15 protein-coding genes are annotated in these 16,998 nt (G+C 63.2%); 5 read left to right on the top strand and 10 right to left on the bottom strand.

Annotated elements, in window-relative coordinates:
• Positions 1 to 12 precede the first annotated feature (12 nt).
• The 8 genes from GV035_RS02320 to GV035_RS02285 are packed head-to-tail and all read right to left on the bottom strand — an operon-like array spanning position 13 to position 9,602.
• Positions 13 to 1,251, bottom strand: coding sequence for an NAD(P)/FAD-dependent oxidoreductase (locus GV035_RS02320; RefSeq protein ID WP_201303887.1), 1,239 nt, complete (start codon positions 1,249 to 1,251; stop codon positions 13 to 15).
• Between the two features lie 27 nt (positions 1,252 to 1,278).
• Entirely contained in the window at positions 1,279 to 2,442 is a 1,164-nt protein-coding gene (locus GV035_RS02315) for a CaiB/BaiF CoA transferase family protein (RefSeq protein WP_159833000.1), read from the bottom strand.
• On the bottom strand, positions 2,439 to 3,305 hold the full coding sequence (locus GV035_RS02310; RefSeq protein ID WP_159832998.1) for an enoyl-CoA hydratase-related protein: 867 nt from the start codon (positions 3,303 to 3,305) through the stop codon (positions 2,439 to 2,441). The genes GV035_RS02315 and GV035_RS02310 overlap by 4 nt, the downstream gene beginning before the upstream one ends.
• 30 nt (positions 3,306 to 3,335) lie before the next feature.
• Positions 3,336 to 4,835: an aldehyde dehydrogenase family protein gene (locus GV035_RS02305; protein ID WP_159832996.1), complete on the bottom strand. Its 1,500-nt coding sequence runs from the start codon at positions 4,833 to 4,835 to the stop codon at positions 3,336 to 3,338.
• 32 nt (positions 4,836 to 4,867) lie between these two features.
• A complete protein-coding gene (locus GV035_RS02300) occupies positions 4,868 to 6,010 on the bottom strand; it encodes an acyl-CoA dehydrogenase family protein (RefSeq protein ID WP_159832994.1) in 1,143 nt (380 codons plus the stop codon).
• A 24-nt stretch (positions 6,011 to 6,034) separates the two neighbouring features.
• Positions 6,035 to 6,973, bottom strand: a complete 939-nt coding sequence (locus GV035_RS02295) for a cupin domain-containing protein (RefSeq protein WP_159832992.1) — start codon at positions 6,971 to 6,973, stop codon at positions 6,035 to 6,037.
• A gap of 47 nt (positions 6,974 to 7,020) precedes the next feature.
• A complete protein-coding gene (locus tag GV035_RS02290; RefSeq protein ID WP_159832990.1) occupies positions 7,021 to 7,926 on the bottom strand; it encodes a fumarylacetoacetate hydrolase family protein in 906 nt (301 codons plus the stop codon).
• The gene (locus GV035_RS02285) at positions 7,923 to 9,602 is read right to left on the bottom strand and encodes an FAD-dependent oxidoreductase (protein WP_159832988.1); all 1,680 of its coding nucleotides are present in this window, start codon (positions 9,600 to 9,602) and stop codon (positions 7,923 to 7,925) included. Before GV035_RS02285 ends, GV035_RS02290 begins: the two co-directional genes overlap by 4 nt.
• Positions 9,603 to 10,033: 431 nt before the next feature.
• On the opposite strand from GV035_RS02285, the gene GV035_RS02280 reads away from it, so the two are divergent.
• The 4 genes from GV035_RS02280 to GV035_RS02265 are packed head-to-tail and all read left to right on the top strand — an operon-like array spanning position 10,034 to position 14,926.
• The gene (locus GV035_RS02280) at positions 10,034 to 11,689 is read left to right on the top strand and encodes an MFS transporter (protein ID WP_159832986.1); all 1,656 of its coding nucleotides are present in this window, start codon (positions 10,034 to 10,036) and stop codon (positions 11,687 to 11,689) included.
• Positions 11,690 to 11,731: 42 nt separating this feature from the next.
• Positions 11,732 to 12,481 (top strand): electron transfer flavoprotein subunit beta/FixA family protein, encoded by a 750-nt coding sequence (locus GV035_RS02275; protein ID WP_159832984.1) that lies wholly within the window; start codon positions 11,732 to 11,734, stop codon positions 12,479 to 12,481.
• A complete protein-coding gene (locus GV035_RS02270; protein ID WP_159832982.1) occupies positions 12,481 to 13,410 on the top strand; it encodes an electron transfer flavoprotein subunit alpha/FixB family protein in 930 nt (309 codons plus the stop codon). The genes GV035_RS02275 and GV035_RS02270 overlap by 1 nt, the downstream gene beginning before the upstream one ends.
• A gap of 37 nt (positions 13,411 to 13,447) precedes the next feature.
• Entirely contained in the window at positions 13,448 to 14,926 is a 1,479-nt protein-coding gene (locus GV035_RS02265) for an MmgE/PrpD family protein (RefSeq protein WP_159832980.1), read from the top strand.
• A gap of 57 nt (positions 14,927 to 14,983) precedes the next feature.
• Here the strand turns inward: GV035_RS02265 and GV035_RS02260 are convergent, their stop codons facing one another.
• A complete protein-coding gene (locus GV035_RS02260) occupies positions 14,984 to 15,220 on the bottom strand; it encodes a hypothetical protein (RefSeq protein ID WP_159832978.1) in 237 nt (78 codons plus the stop codon).
• 216 nt (positions 15,221 to 15,436) lie between these two features.
• Here GV035_RS02260 and GV035_RS02255 point away from each other — a divergent pair, with 216 nt between their 5' ends.
• Complete coding sequence (locus tag GV035_RS02255) at positions 15,437 to 16,090, top strand: TetR/AcrR family transcriptional regulator (RefSeq protein ID WP_159832976.1); 654 nt, start codon at positions 15,437 to 15,439, stop codon at positions 16,088 to 16,090.
• A 430-nt stretch (positions 16,091 to 16,520) separates the two neighbouring features.
• Here the strand turns inward: GV035_RS02255 and GV035_RS02245 are convergent, their stop codons facing one another.
• Positions 16,521 to 16,877, bottom strand: a complete 357-nt coding sequence (locus GV035_RS02245) for a BON domain-containing protein (protein WP_159832974.1) — start codon at positions 16,875 to 16,877, stop codon at positions 16,521 to 16,523.
• Between the last annotated feature and the right edge of the window lie 121 nt (positions 16,878 to 16,998).

Raw genomic sequence — 16,998 nt, 5'->3', positions numbered from 1 at the left:
TCTGACTTCGGATCAAACGGATTGCTGCCGGGTCGTATCGAACAACGACTTCAGCGAGAACGCTTCGTCCGACAGCTGTTCGGCATCGACTGGAACGCCCTCCGCTATCAGACGCTTGGACAACATGAATTCCTGCGCGCGGTTGATGCAGTCCGCCGCCAGCAACCGGCCGCTCTTCAAATAGAACACGCTGAAGCTGCGGCCCGTGTCGCGCGGTCCGCGCACGACCACTTCGTCGTAACCGGCGTTGAGGCCCGCGATCTGCAGCTTGATATCGAACTGATCGGACCAGAACCACGGCAACGCGCGATACGGCTTGTCCTTCCCGCACACCGCAGCCGCGGCGGCTTTCGCTTGCTCGGTCGCATTCGGCACTGATTCCAGGCGGATGCGGCCGTAGTACGGCGACGGATGCATGGTGCAGTCGCCCGCCGCGACAATGTCCGGATCAGATGTACGCGCGCAGGCATCGACGACGATGCCGTTGTCCACCTCGAGCCCCGCCGCTTGCGCGAGTTCGACGTTCGGCAACACGCCCACGCCGACCACGACGAGACTCGCGGGCAGCGCCGTTCCGTCGCCGAGCAGGATGCGCTCGACGTGCTTATTGCCTTCGAAGCCCGCGACCGCCACGCCGGTGCGAATATCGACGCCCTCTTCGCGATGCACGCGCTCGAAGAACGTGGAGACTTCCGGCGCGGTGACACGCGCGAGCACGCGCGGCGCCATTTCGTACACGGTGACGTGCATGCCGAGCTTTCTGAGCACCGCCGCCGTTTCGAGTCCGATGTAGCCGCCGCCAACGATGGCCGCATGTGCGCCCGGCTGGACGTGCCGGCGAATGCGATCGATGTCCGCGATACCGCGCAGGTAATGCACGCCTTCGAGCTGCGCGCCCGGAAGCGCCACGGTGCGCACGCGCGTGCCGGTGCAGAGCGCGAGCTTGTCGTAAATGAGCGTCGCGCCGTCCTGCAACGTCACGGATTTGCACGCGCGATCGATGGCGATGACCCGCTCGCCCAGACAAAATTCGACGCCGACCTTGTGATACGCGTCTTCCGTGCGGATCAGCAGGTCATGGCTGTTCTTTTCGCCCAGCAGGTACGCCTTGGACAACGGCGGCCGGTGATAAGGCAAGTGCGGTTCATCGCCGATCACGACGATGCGCCCGTCCCAGCCTTCCTGCCGCAGGCTCGGCGCCAGTTGCGCCGCCGCATGGCTCGCGCCGACGATGATGCAGGTTCGCTCCACGATGCCTCTCCTTGTTCCTCAACTGCGTCAGGCGCGCGCCACCGGCCACGCGCCGTCACGGCGCGCGAGCACTTCTTCGTTGTGTTCGCCGAGCATGGGCGGCGAGCGGTCGATGCGCGTGGGCGTGCCGGAGAAGTTCAGCGGGTTGTTGATGATCTTGAACTCGCCGCCCTTCGGATGCACCAACGTCTTCAGCAGATGATCGACGACGTGCCGGTCGCTGAACACTTCGGGCCACGTCCGCACTGCGCCGTAGATCGCGCCCGCTGCCGAGAGCGCCTGCTCCCACGTTTCGAGGTCGCGCGTCGCGAATATTTCGGCCAGCCGCTCGTTCACAAGCGCGCGATTCGCAAGGCGCGCGGCTTTGGTCGCGAAACGTTCATCGGTTTTCAGTTCGGGCGCGTCCAGCGCGTCGCAGAGCTTTTGCCAGAACTTGTCATTGATCGTGATGATCATGATGTCGCGGCCATCGGACGTCGCATACGTGTTGTTCGGCACGATGTCCCAGTGCTGATTGCCCATGCGCAAAGGCGTCTTTCCCGTCAGATCGAAGTACACGTCGCGCGGCACCTGGCTGAAAATGCTCGCGTCGAGCATCGACAGATCGACGCGCTGGCCTTCGCCCGTGCGTTCGCGCGCCTGCAACGCGGTGAGCATGCCGATGGCGGCAAGCAGCGCGGTCACGAGGTCCGAGAACGGAAAGCCCGTCTTGAGCGGTCCCGATTCCTCCGTGCCCGTCACTTGCATGACGCCTGAAATCGCCTGAATGATCATGTCCAGCGCGGGGCGATTGCGGTCTGGTCCGTTGCGGTCGAATCCGGAAATCGAGCAATAGACGAGACGCGGATTCAGTTCGCGCAGCGCCTCGTAGCCGATGCCGACGCGCTCCGTAAATCCCGGCCGAAAGTTCTCGACCAGCACGTCCGCTTCGGCGGCGAGGGCACGCGCGGCGGCCTGCCCCTGCTCCGTCTTCAGATCGAGCACGATGCCGCGCTTGTTGCGATTCACGCCGAGAAAGAACGCGCCGTCGCCGTTGAGCGTCGTCTCACCGGAGCGACGAAACGGATCGCCTTCCGGCTGCTCCACCTTGATGACGTCCGCGCCGCAATCGCCGAGCATCATCGTGGCAAAGGGGCCCGTCATCATCTGCGTGAAGTCGAGCACTTTCAGACCTTGCAGCGCGGCCTTCATGCTTTCTCCTTATCGGTGTAGAACGCCTCGCGTTCATGATTCGACGCGCGCACGCCCTTGTCGCGGCGCTGCTTCATGAAGTTGTATTCGTCCGCTTCGTAGCGCACGTTTGTCGCGAGCGCATGCAGAACGTGACCGTACGAGAATTGCGCGTCGATACCGAGTGCATTCATCGCCAGGTTCGTGGCGGCCTTCCCCATCACGATGCCGTCACGCGGCAAGCGCACGATGCGCTCAGCCCACTCCTCGCCCGCCTCGTCGAGGGATGCGCGCGGCACGACCTTGTTGACGAGGCCATTGGCGAGACACGTCTCTGCGTTCCAGACGTCCGCCATCAGCAGCAGTTCGCGCGCCTTGCGCGGACCGAGCGTCATCATTTCCCATGCGGCGAAATAGGCGGCGCCGGACAGTCCGAGCTTCTGCTCCGGATGCCCCATCTTCGCGGTGTGGGCCGCGATCACGAGATCCGAGGCTTCGGCCAGATACAAGCCGCCGCCGAGGCAATAGCCTTTCACGAGCGACAGCGTCGGCTTGAGAAACTTGAAGATGCGCTCGAAGCGTTCGATATAACGCTTGTCGTGCAACAGGCGCGCGCGCTGACTGGGCTTGCGCGGACGGCCTTTCTCGTCGATGGTCGTTGCGCCGTATTCGGTGCCGACCTCGGCAAGATCATGTCCGGTGCTGAAGTCCTCGCCCGCGCCGCGCAGCACGACCACGCGCACGTCGTCGTCGGCTTCCGCGCGATCGTAGCCGTCCATGAGTTGATCGAGCATGGCGCTCGTCATCGCGTTCTTCTTCTCCGGACGATTGATCGTGATATACGCCCGGCCATCCTTCGCCAGATAATCGATGCTGCCTGTCATGTCCCGTCTCCTGTGTTCGAGCCGTGCGCGTCAGTTGTTCAGGTTGATCGCAACCGCCTTGACTTCCGTATAGAGTTCGATCGCCTCGAAGCCGCGCTCGCGGCCCCAACCCGACTGCTTGTAGCCGCCGTAGGGCAAGGTCGCATCGGGCGACGACAGCGCATTCACATTGACGATGCCCGCTTGCATGCGGCGCGCCATCTTGTGGGCACGGCCGATGTCCTTCGTCCAGATGCTCGCCGCAAGTCCATAGGTCGATGCGTTCGCGGTGGCCGCGATTTGGTCGAGGTCGTCGTCGGCGAAGGACATCGCGCAAAGCACCGGTCCGAAGATCTCTTCGTCGTGTACCTTCATGCCGGGCTTCACGCCCGTGAGCACGGTGGGCTGCACGAAGAACCCGTGTTCGCCCGACGAGCCGCCGCCGGCGTAAAGCCTCGCGCCTTCCTCCTGCCCGCTATTGATATAGCCGGCCACGCGGTCGAGCTGGCGGCGCGAGATGACCGGGCCCATGTCGGTGCCGGCATCGAGACCGTGGCCCATCTTCATGCCGTTCGCGCGCTTTGCGATGAGTTCGAGCAGCGGTTCGAACGCGCGCTCATGAACGTATAGCCGCGAACCGGCCGCGCAAATCTGCCCCGCGTGAAAGAAGATAGACGAGCACACGCCTGCGGCGGCGGCTTCGAGGTTTGCGTCGGGAAAAACGATCACGGGCGACTTGCCGCCCAGTTCCAACGAGACGCGCTTGAGGTTGCCGCTCGCCGCTTGCAGGATGCGCCGCCCCGTTTCGCCCGAGCCGGTGAACGCCACTTTGTCGATGCCCGGATGCGCCGCGATCGCCGAGCCGACCGGATTGCCGAAGCCCGTCACGATGTTGAGCACGCCCGCAGGAATGCCCGCTTCCAGCGCGAGTTCGCCGAGTCTGAGCGCAGTCAACGGCGTCTGCTCGGACGGCTTCATCACGACCGCGCAGCCCGCTGCGAGCGCGGGCGCGATCTTCCACATCGCCATGTTGAGCGGGAAGTTCCACGGGATGATCTGCCCTACCACGCCGACCGGCTCGCGCACCGTGTACGCGTGCCACTCGCCGGGAAGCGATACGTTCGGCGTTTCGCCGCCCATCTTCGTGGTCCAGCCGGCCATGTAGCGCAGCATCTCGGCAATGCCGACCACATCGCCATTGCGGCAGAACGGCAACGGCTTGCCGCTGTTGATGCATTCCAGTTGCGCGAGTTCGTCGCCGTTCGCCTCGATGAGATCTGCGAAGCGCAGCATCATCCGCGTACGCGCGGACGGCGTGACCTTGCTCCACGGCCCTTCGAGCGCGCGCCGAGCCGCCGCCACCGCGCGATCCACATCGCTTGCCGTGGCTTCTGCGACGGTCGCAATGACGTCGCCTGTCGCGGGATCGAGAATGTCGGTGCGCTTCTCGCCATCGGATGCGACGCCCTGGCCGTCGATCAGCAGTTGATGCTCGCGCGACAGAAAGCCTCTCGCCGCTTCGCCCAGCGCGGGATGAAAATTCGTCGTCATGTCAGTTTCCTTGTCAATGTCGTGATCGCGCATCACTTGCCGAGCAGTTGCCGGGCGATGATCAGCCGATGAATTTCGTTCGTGCCTTCGAGAATCTGATTGAGCTTCGCATCGCGCATGAAACGTTCGACGGGATATTCGGTCGAGTAGCCGTACGAGCCGTGTACCTGTACCGCTTCGAGCGCGACTTCCATCGCGACGTCGGTGACGTAGCACTTCGCCATCGACGACAGCAGCGTGAGGCGGCTCGTGTCGCCCGCGTCGATCTCCTGCGTGCTCGTGTAGAGCAGCGTGCGCGCGGCCTCGATTTTCATCGCCATGTCGGCGAGCTTGAATTGGATCGCCTGAAAATCGCCGATGCGCTTGCCGAACTGGCGGCGTTCCTTCGCATAGCGCACCGACTCGTCCAGCCCCGCCTGCGCGAGCCCGAGCGACGACGCCGCGACGGACGGCCGGTTCAGATCGAGAATCTTCATGCAGGCCTTGAAACCGTTGCCTTCCTCGCCGAGCAGGCAGTCGGCATCGACGCGCATATTTTCGAAGAACACCTGATAGGACGGCGAGCCGTGCCGACCCATCTTCACTTCCTTGCGGCCGACCTGAAGGCCCGGCGTGTTGGTATCGACGAGGAACACGCTGATGCCCTCATGCCCGCGCCCTTCCGCCGTGCGGGCGAAAACGAGCATGGTGTGCGCTTGCGCGGCCCACGTGATCCAGCTTTTCTGCCCGTTGATGACATACGAATCGCCGTCGCGGCGCGCGGTCGTGCGGATCGCGGAGACATCCGATCCTGCTTCCGGCTCCGTGATCGCGACGCAGGAAATCGTGCGTCCCTTCGCGGATTCCGGCAGATAGCGCGCCTTCTGAGCCTCGGTGCCAAAGTGCAGCAGCGGCAGAATGAGTCCGATCGAATTGTTCGCGCACAAGGTCGAAGCCGCGAGCGACACCTTGCCGATCTCTTCCTTGGCAATACACACCGACGTCAGATCGCCGCCGGGACCGCCGTATTCTTCGGGCACCCACATTTGCAGAAGGCCGAGATCGCCGAACACCTCGACGAGGCTCTCCGGAAAATCGCGCGTCTCCTCCATCTCGGCTACCAGCGGCCGCACTTGTTCGTCGGCGACGCGGCGAACCATGTCGCGCAACATCTCCTGTTCTTCGCTGAACTTCACTTCGTTCTCCTCGTAGGTGGCGCGTCAGAGCCGCGTCACGTCGCAAAAGCCAAGCGCGCGCATCGCGGGCTCGTCGCTTACGCGAATCAGTTGCGCTGCATCCGACACGCTCTCGAACTCGAACGCATGCCAGCACGGCACCGCGACGACATCGCCGCGCGTCATCTCGATGGTGCCGAGCGGCTCGACCGTCAGGCGCACCTGGCCGCTCATCACGGTGTACAGGTTGTTGTCGATGCGCGGCGGCTGCGCGTGCGGCGAACCGCGCTTGAGGCCGTTCGACTGCACGCCGATGGTCTTCAGGCAATCCGCGGCCACGTCGAACGTGCCCTGTTCGCGCGCGGCGTGTTCGAGATCGGCGCCCTTGTGGCGCATTGGCGAATCGGGCTCATGTGCGGTCACTGGCTCGTTGCGCTGCGGATGGTCCTCAAAGAACATGCATTCGAGGTTCTGCACGAGCGGCACATCGAGAAAGTCGATCCAGAAGGCCGGTTCATCGCCGAAATTGCTGTGGCCGTGCCAGTGCCACGATGGCGTCAACACGACATCGCCGGGCGCCACATCGATCTGCACGCCGTTGACGATGGTGAAGGTGCGCTCGCCCGCATCGAGAATGAGCCGTAGCGCATTGGGCGAATGACGATGCGAACGCGCGGTCTCACCCGGCAACACGAGCTGATACGCGGCGACGAGGTTGCGGCAGGTCGGATAGATGTTGTCCGCAATCGGATCGACCATGATGAGATTGCGCCGCTCCGCATGCTCCGGCGAGACGAAATCGCAGGCGGCATCGAGCGCGGCGCGCGCATCGGCATAACGCCACACGGCGGGCACGTAGCGCGGGCGCGGCGTGGGCCACATCTGCGGCACCTTCTTCGCCCAGCCCGGCGACAAGGCGCGGGCCTGCAGTTCCTCGAAGTAACCTTCAGGCGCGGCGGGCGTCTGAGTGAGCGTGTGTGACATTGCTGTCCTCTGTTCGTTGGTCCGTTGGTCCGATTGCATGGCGCGCGTCACACCGCGAGACCGGTCTTTGCTTCGTCCCACACGGCATGCGCGCCGACTTCGCCCTGACGCACGCGCAGCGTCATCGACCCGATGCCGTCAATCACGATCTCCAGCACGTCGCCATCCACGACCGGCCCCACGCCCGCCGGTGTGCCGCTCGCGATGATGTCGCCCGGTTCGAGCGTCATTACGGCCGAGGACATCGCGATCATCTCGGGAATATCGACGATCAGATCGCGCGTCGAGGCCCGCTGCCGTTCCTCGCCGTTGACGAAAAGGCGCATGTCGATATTGCCGAAATCAGCGACTTCGTCTGAGGTCGCGATCCACGGTCCGGTCGGGCAGAAAGTATCGAACGACTTGCGCATCACGCGCTCTTCCTTGCCGCGCACGACCATGTCGAGCAGACAAGTGAAGCCGAATATGTAGTCGCGGTGTTCGGCACGCGAAGCGCCGCGACCGCGCTTGCCGATGACGATGCCAAGCTCGCACTCGTGATGAATCTCGCGGCCAGCGAGCGGCGGCAACACGATGTCGTCCGCCGGACCGCTGAGGCTCGAACTCGCCTTCAGGAAAAAGCCCTGGCCGCTGGCCTTGAAGGTCGAGATCACGCCGCTGGCGGTGCCATGCTTCATCTCATCGATGTGCGCGTGATAGTTCGCGGGAAACGCGATGACCTTGTTCGGCCACTGCACCGGTGCCTCCAGCCGCACATCGCCGAGCGGGACGCCTTTACGCGTGGCGAGGGCGTCGAGCAGCGCGGGCTGCCGCTGCTGCCAGTCCGCGATTAGCCGAACCATGCCGACGGGCGGCCATGTTCCCGGCTGTGCGCCCGCGAGATCAGTGATGTCGATCACGCGAGCGTCGTTCACAATGCCGATGCGGCCCTGGTCGAAAGTGACGAGTTTCATCGCGTGAGCACCTCCGCGGTGGCGGCCGCCTCGGGTTTCACCGGATACATGCCGCGGATCACGTTGATGAGCGCCTGCGCGTCTTCAGGCGCGGCGTCGGCACGCCAGGCGACGTGTCCGTCGGGACGGACCAGCACGAGTGCGCGTTCGTAAGCGGCACGCGCCGCGTCGTTGCCAATGTCGACCACCGTGAACGGGACGCCGGCCGCTTTCGCCGCATCACGCACCGCGTCCACGTCAAGCGATGCATCGAAGCGAAGCAACACGAAGCCGCGGCCGAACAAATCGAGCGTCGAACGGTCCGGCGCGAGCCATACGTGCGGTGCGCGATGACCGGGGCGCGACGTCTGCTCATACGTGCTGACTGTGTCTTCGGGTTCGGGCGTGCCGTCCGGCACGACGATCGACGAACCTTCGTAGCGAAAGCCGAGATGGATGCCGATCGTGAACCACTCGCGCTTCATCATCGCGGTATAAGAATCGCCGAAGATGCGGCGCGCTTCGTCGCCTTCTGGGCCCGGCTCGAAGACGGCAGGGCTCAGGTTCTTGCGCGGCGTGAGCATCAGCTTGAGGTTGTTGGTCGCCTCGTTCACATTGCGGATGGCAACGGGCCGGCGCTCGAATTCGTAGGTATCGAGCAGATGCGGACCGCCCCAGCCTTCGACCATGCCTTGCAGCTTCCAGCCGAGGTCCACGGCGTCCTGAATCCCCATGTTCATGCCGAAGCCGCCGGTCGGCGAAGTCAAGTGCGCCGCATCACCCGCGATCTTCACGCGTGCCGTGCCGAAGTTGTCCGCGACCAGCTGGCGGCGAATCCACGGCATCACCGAGAGAATCTTGAACGGCACGTCATCGCGGCCGATTGCGCGGCGGAACGCCTTCGCGACGTCATCTTCCGACAGCGTGCGCATGGTGTTGTCGCCGACGATAGAGAAGCGCCACTGATCGCGCCCGTTGATGGCGACCACCGTGCTCCACGTGCCTTCCGGACCGATGAAGATATAGCGATAGCCAGGCTTCTTGTCGTGCATGGCCTCGAGGCCGTTGCACTCGATGATGGCGTTCGTCGTGTAAGTGAGCGCGGGCGTGCCGGTCATGCGAATGCCGAGACGCTCCTTCACGCGGCTCGCCCCGCCGTCGCAACCGACGAGGTACAGGCACTCGATCGTCTCTTCTTTTCCGGACGCCAGATCACGCACGGTCACGCTGACGCCGTCATCGCGCTCTTCGTGCGAAACGTATTCGGTGCGATAGCGGATCTGCACCTTGCCCGTTTTCTTCGCGAAGCGTGTCAGGACGGGATCGAAGAAGTTCTGCGGACAACGCTCGCGCTTTTGCGGGCTCTGTTCCGGACGCGCTTCGTCGCGCACGCTCGGAAACGGCTCGCGGCCGAACTCATAACCGCCCGCGAGTTGCGACACCCACGCGTAATCCTGCGGATAGTCGCGGTTATAGCCCGCATTCTCGACGTCCCCCACGATACCCCAGCGGCGGCAGAACTCCATCGTGCGGATGCCTACCATGTCCATCTTGGGCTGGCTGACCTCTCCGTCGCTGCGCTCGATCAGCACGCAGGGAATGCCTCGCCAGCCGAGATCGCCCGCGAGTGCCAGACCGATCGGCCCGGCTCCGACAATGACGACCGGGACACGCCCGCTCGCTTCGATTTGCGCCATCGCTGAATGCTCCATCATGCTCCACGCGTCGTTAGAACTAACGTTTTGCCGCCAGTCAGTGCTCAGGCGACATCTCAATGTGAAGCCACTCTAACAAGCACCTTCGGCCTTCGACCAATACTGTTTGCAGAGGATTTCAGAGGATTTCCCTCTGGATTGGGACGCAATTTATTTCGTCTTAATGCATCGGAAAAACGTATTGGTAGTGAGCCGACATACGTGGCTATTCTGTGATCCAGCCAAAGCAAGCCCGCCACGGCACCAGAAAACAGACAAGATCTGGAGACACGACACCATGCCCGCGCACCGTACCGGTTAGTCGCCTCACGGCGTTTCAATCAGGCCGGCCGAACGCAACGACGCGCACGGCCGTTGATCCGCATCAGCGCCGCGCAGACTTTCTGCGCGTGCCCGCATTTCACAGGTTTGCCATGACGACCCATGAACGCCCTTGGTATCGCTGGTATGTGTTGTTCATCCTCACGCTGATCTATTCGTTCAGCTACGTCGATCGTCAGATCGTGACCATCCTCGCGCCCTATCTCAAACGGGACATGGGCGTCTCGGACGCGCAGCTCGGGCTGCTTTACGGCACCTCGTTCGCGCTCTTTTATTGCGTGTTCGGTATTCCGCTCGCGCGTCTCGCCGATGGATGGAGTCGCGTGCGAACGCTCGCGCTGGGCCTGTCGTTCTGGTCGTTGATGACGGCCATTTCCGGCCTCTCGCGCAGCTTCGTGCAGCTCGGGACGGCGAGAATCGGCGTAGGTATCGGCGAAGCGAGCGCGACGCCCGCCGCCGTCTCGTTGCTCGGGGATTACTTCGAGCGGGCACGCCGCGGCACGGTGCTTTCGCTCTACTCGGTCGGTGTGTATGTCGGCGCCGGCGCATCGCTTGCCATCGGCGGATCAATCGTGTCCGCATGGGAACGCACCTTTTCGGGCGGCAACGCGCCATTCGGTCTGACCGGGTGGCAGGCATCGTTCATTGGCGTAGGCGTGCCGGGCATGCTATTCGCGCTGATCGTGATCCTGACCATTCGCGAGCCGATGCGCGGTCGGCTCGACACAGTACTGGGCAAGAAGGACCCGCATCCGTTTGGAAGTGCATTGCGTGATCTTGGCGCGATGGTTCCGCCTTGGAGCTGGCTGCGACTTCAGGCGCTCGGCGCGCCGCGTCGCGAATATGTGCGCAATTTCACCTATTTGCTGCTTGCGGTCGCGCTGGTAGTCGCGGCGACGTGGAGCACGAACCATGTGCTTTCCGCCGGTCACAAGGCCGTGATCGCGACGGTCGGCGGCTTCGCCATCACGAGCAACCTGGTGCAGTGGATCGCCATTGCGGTCGCGTTCTATGTGTGCTCCAACTGGTATCAGGCCACGCGTCTGGGCGACGCCTACGCGCACCGGCTCATTACCGGATCGCGCACCTTCGCGAGCCTGACCGTGGCCGGCGCCTTTCTCGCCTTCGCGATGAACGCCGTCAACGCCTTCGTCTTCGTCTATGCGAGCCGCAAGCTCGGCCTGACCGCGCAGGCGGGCCTGCATCTGGGGATCATCGCGATCATCGCGGGCGGCGCGGGCATCAGCTTGAGCGGCTACCTGTGCGACTGGGCGCGCCGCAAGCACGCGTTCGGCCGGCTCTACTTCGTTTGCGTGACGGCCACAGCCTTCAGCGCGGCGAGCGTGGTGCAGTACCTCACGTCGAACGTCACCGTGTTCTATTGCGCTTATGCCGTCGCGACCTTTTTCGTACCGATGTGGTTCGGTCCGCTTCAGGCGACCACGCAGGATCTCGTCATCCCGCGTCTGCGCGGCACGGCGTTCGCGGCGTTCTCGCTCGGGCCGAACATCTTCGGGCTGGGGCTCGGGCCGTATTTCGTCGGCCTCCTTAGCGATGCATCGGGCGATCTGCGGCTCGCCATTCTCTGCGCCATCGGCGTGCTGCCGATCTCCATCGGCGCACTGTTGTTCGCGACGCGCTCGCTGTTGCAGGGCGAAGCGAATGCGCATGCGGAACTCGAACGGTTCAACGCCGAATCGCGAGATGAAGCGTATGTGGAAGTGGGCGGGCCGCAACTGACGCATTGAGCGTCCGCCTTCGATCAGACATGAAGCAATGAGGTCGTCAGCATGAAGATATTGGTTACAGTGAAGCGTGTCGTGGATCACAACATCAAGGTTCGCGTCAATGCGGATCACAGCGGGGTGGAAGTCGACAACGTGAAGATGTCGATCAATCCGTTCTGCGAGATCGCGATCGAGGAAGCCGTCCGCCTGAAAGAAAAAGGCGTCGCGACGGAAATCGTGGCCGTGTCGGTCGGGCCCGCCGCCGCGCAGGAACAGTTGCGCACGGCGCTCGCCATCGGCGCGGATCGCGCGATTCTCGTCGAAACCGCGGCGCCGCCGGGCGCGCTTGCCGTGGCAAAGTTGCTGAAAGCGGTCGTCGAGCGAGAGCAGCCGCAACTTGTTTTGCTCGGCAAACAGGCGATCGACAGCGACAACAACCAGACGGGCCAGATGCTCGCGGCCCTGCTCGGCTGGCCGCAAGGCACGTTCGCATCCGCGGTCGATGTCACCGCGCAAGACGTCACCGTGACGCGAGAAGTGGATGGCGGGCTGCAAACGGTGTCGCTACGATTGCCTGCTGTCGTGACCGCCGATCTGCGCCTCAACGCGCCACGCTATGCGACCTTGCCGAGCATCATGAAGGCCAAGAAAAAGCCGCTGGAAACGCTGGCGGCAAGCACGCTCGTCACATCCATCGAGACGACGCTCGCGACGCTGCGGGTCGAGCCGCCCGCTGAACGCAAAGGCGGCATCAAGGTGGAGTCCGTCGCGCAGCTCGTCGACAAACTGAAGACGGAAGCACAGGTGATCTGATGGCTATTCTCGTTATTGCGGAACATTCCGGCGGCGCGCTCGGCGCGGCCACTTTGAATGCGCTCGGCGCAGCGCACGCCATGGGCGGCGACGTCGCGCTGCTCGTCGCCGGGCACGATGTTCAGGATGTTGCCAGGCAAGCAGCCCGCGTCGCGCAGGTGCGAACGGTGCTCGTCGCCGATGACCCCGCCTACGCGCATCAGTTGCCGGAAAACGTCGCCTCGCTTGTCGCAACGCTTGCACGCGATTTCAGCCACGTCCTCTGTGCGGCAAGTTCGCACGGCAAGAGCGTGCTCCCGCGTATCGCCGCGCTGCTCGATGTCGATCCGATCTCCGACATCATCGCGGTCATCTCCGGCGATACGTTCAAACGACCCATTTACGCCGGCAACGCGATCGCCACCGTGCAATCGTGCGCGCCGATCAAATGCATGACCGTGCGGGCGACGGCGTTCCAGCCCGTCGATGCGACCGGCGGCCATGCCGATATTGTGACCGTCGAAACCGCCACCGACAGCGGCACATCGGCTTTTATCGCCGAGCAGCTTGCGAAATCGGATCGGCCTGATCTGGGCGCGGCCGATATCGTCGTCAGTGGCGGACGCGGCATGCAAAGCGCCGCGCAGTTCGAACTGCTCTATCCGCTCGCGGATCGCCTCGGCGCGGCGGTCGGCGCATCGCGCGCGGCCGTCGACGCGGGATTCGCGCCGAACGACCTTCAGGTGGGCCAGACCGGCAAAATCGTCGCGCCGCAACTGTATGTCGCCGTCGGCATTTCGGGCGCGATTCAGCATCTCGCCGGCATGAAAGACGCGAAGGTGATCGTCGCCATCAACAAGGACGCGGATGCGCCGATCTTTCAGGTGGCCGATTACGGCTTCGTCGGGGATCTGTTCGACGCGCTCCCGCAACTCCAGGCCGCGCTCTGATGCGCATTCATTCATCGCTCAAACAGGAGCTGCACGCATGACATCGCTCACGCAGACATTGGCCGATTTCACTGTCGGCACCCACTTCGACGATCTTCCGGATTCGGTCGTGCACGAAACGCAGCGCCTGTTGCTCGATACGATCGGCTGCGCGCTCGGCGCCGTCGATACGCCGAGCGGCAAGATCGCGCTGGATTACGTGAGCACGATCGGCGGTGCGCCGCATGCGAGCGTGATCGGTAGCGCGCAGCGCAGTTCGGCAACGGCCGCCGCCTATGCCAACGCGCGGCTTGCCAATGTCCTCGATGCCGATGACACCTTTCCGACTTCCACGCACTTCGGCAATGCCACCGTCTTTTCCGCGCTGGCCCTCGCGGAAATGGACAAGCGCAGCGGCCGGGACCTGCTTTGCGCGATCGCAGTGGGCTTCGACGTCGGGGCGCGCATCGGTAGCTGGATGGGCGCGCCGATGCAGATTGAAAACGGCAAGGTGATCGGCTGGAACGAACTCGGCGGTCCGGCCGCGACGATCACATGGGCGGCCATCGGCGCTTCGGCGCATATCGCGCGGCTCGACGGCAAAGCGGCGAATCACGCGTTCGGCATCGGCGGCAGCAACTCGCCTCAGCCCACATTGCGCAAATGGGCCGAATCCGTCGAGCAGCCCATGTACAAATATGCCGATGCGGGCTGGTGCGCGGAGATCGGTGTCTCGTCCGCGTTGCTCGCGCGACTGGGCAGCACCGGCTTCAAGGACATTCTCGACGGCGAGAATGCATTCTGGAAGTTCTATGGTTCGCCGGGTCACGACGATCAGGCGCTGCTAGCCGGTCTCGGCGACGACTGGCAAATCCTCAATACCACCTACAAGCCGTGGCCCTGCTGCCGCTGGATTCATCATCCGCTGACGGCTTTCGCGCAACTGCTCGCTCGACATGCGCTTCATCCCGATGAGATCACACGCGTGGTGGTGCGGGCGAATCCGTTTGCCCTCACACCGATCTTCCGCGAACAAGCACCCCAAGACCTTCTCAGTGCCGAGTTCAGTCACGCTCACGCGCTCGCCGCGCTCGCGCATGACGTTCCGCCGGGGCCGCGCTGGTATGAAGCCGCGACCATGAACGATCCACGCATTGCCGCGTTCAGACAACGCGTGAGCGTCGAGCCGGAGCCGTCGTCGTCGAACATCGCCGAATGGATGACGGGCGGTCAATGGCGCGGCGTGCCCGGCGGAGTCGATATTCACGCGCGCGGCACGGTCTTCAGCGCGACCGCCGATCACGCGACAGGCGACCCGTGGACGTCCGCGACGCACTTTTCCGATGAACAGATTCGTCGCAAGTTCGGCGTGATGGTCGGTCTCGATGCCGATGGCGACGGCCCCGACGAACTCAGGCGCGCGGCGCAACAGATGGCCGACGTCGTCATGTCGCTGGACGGACTGCCGGTGGAACGTCTCACCGACAGCCTCGCCGCGCTTTCTCGCGCGATGCGGCCGGAGCGCGTGGAAGCCTGAGCAAGTGTGTCGATGATGAAGCGCCGCAATCGGTGATGCCGATTGCGGCTTTTCCGTTTACCAGGCGTTCAGACAGGGGCGCGCCTTCTGCGGGGGATACACGTGCCACGAGCCGTCGCCGTGACGAAAGAACAGCATCGACACATCCCGAGACGAGCGACCTATCTCGATGCGCACGCCTCGATGCACGCCAGCCTCGTCACGCGCGAGACGCACGACGCGCGCGGGAGTCGCGAGATAAGGCGCGAGCCACTTTTCGACGAGCCCATGAAGCGATGTTGACGGATCGTTCATTTCCCTTCTCCCGACCATCGATTAATTGGTCCAATGACCAAATAATAGTAGTCAGTTGACCAATTAACAAGGAACAATGAGCCGGTGTTTTTTACCATTAGATCGCTGTTGTTCCTAGCGTTCTGCGGTATAAAATCGGTTCAATTGGTCACGCGACTGGCAGGGAGCCGGTGAGCAAGAACCAGCACCCGATCGACCGAACGGACGGTAAGAAGCATGGACAATCTGACCTTCGCGCTTTCCGATGTCACCGGCGGCGAAAAGAAAGCGGCGACACGCGGACGCCGTGAAACGCGCGTACCGGAGATCCTCGAAGCGGCAATCGGCGTGTTTGCATCACAAGGGAACGGCGGTTTCACGCAACGCGGGGTCGCGTCTGCGGCGAACATTCGCCTCGCCACGCTTCAGCATTACTTCGGCAGCCGCGATTCGCTGCTCATGGCGACCATCGAAGAACTCGCGCGACGTTACCTGCATCGCTTTCATGAACTGGCGGAAGACGCTCATCTGACGCCGGAAGCGCGGCTTCAGGCCGTGCTCGATGAAACGTTCGACGCACTGACTCAGCCCACTAATCTCATCAGTCCTTTTGCGCTCGAATGCTGGTGTCTCGCCGAGCATCACCCTGCGGTGCGCGATGTGATGGAAGGTGTCAGCGAAAAATATCAGTCGCTTTTCAGCACGCTGGTGACGCAGATCAATCCGAAGCTTCCGGCGGCAGAATGCCGTATTCGGGGCGCGCTAATCTATTCGCACTGGCAGGGCTTGATCGTGTTCCTGCGACGCTCGGGAAGCCACACGCCGGACCTGTCTGCCTTTCGCAAGGCGACTGGCGTATTGTGGACGGCACTTGGCAAGACGACGTCGTAAGACGCCACGCCACGCCACGCCACGCCACGCCACCGAGAGAAGTGTTGAGCCAAACGAAGATTCAGGCCGGCTACATGCGCGGTGGCACGAGCAAGGGCATTTCTTTCGCGATGACTGGCTGCCGCAGGACTCCGCTTTGCGCGATCGCATTCTCTTGCGCGTCATCGAGCACGAGCAAGGTCGTGATCGTGGGTCCGTCATCGCGTGAGAATTGCGGCGTCGACTATCGTTTCGGACAGGCCGCCATCGCGCAAGGTCTCGTCGATGCACCGCGCAACGGTATCGCGCCGTGCGCATCTGGCAGGCGAACATCGGTGCGAATATCATCAGCTCGTGGGTAATTCCGACGGCCGGCTCGACTACCTGACCTGATCTCCGAGAACCCTTTATCGCGATGCACGTTGTCACAACCACGAGACTATCGAAGCTTTCACTGTCCGAAGGCCCGAATCGTCAGCGCGTTCTTCACCGACAGTACACCTGGCACGCTTTGCGCGACCTGTGTTGCTTGGTCAATCTGCAATTGCTCCGGTACCGAACCCTGCAGCGTCACAACGCCGCTTCTCGCGCGGACCGTGACATTCGTGGCACTGATGTTCTTGTTTCTTGATAGCGCCGTGCGCACCTTCCTCGCCAATGCCCGATCGGCCGATTTCGCAGCCTTCGCAGTTTGTTCCGCGGTGGGCGGACTGGCCATCTCGGCATTACTTGGCTGCGCATAGGCGCTGATCGATGCAATAACGATTAGCGCGCCACCCAAGAGCTTAACTGTCTTGATCGCCTTCATTCCCAGCTCCCTATTCAATAAAGTTTCTGCGGTATCGCGCCTGAAGGTCGCCGTCTCACTTCGGCTTGATACTTGCGGTTTCGTTACTATTGCCGGGTCTACTCAACGCGTCGTCCCCCGG

The sequence above is a fragment of the Burkholderia sp. 8Y genome (assembly GCF_902506145.1).
Lineage (GTDB): Bacteria > Pseudomonadota > Gammaproteobacteria > Burkholderiales > Burkholderiaceae > Caballeronia.
This window is presented reverse-complemented; position numbering and strand designations above follow the sequence as displayed.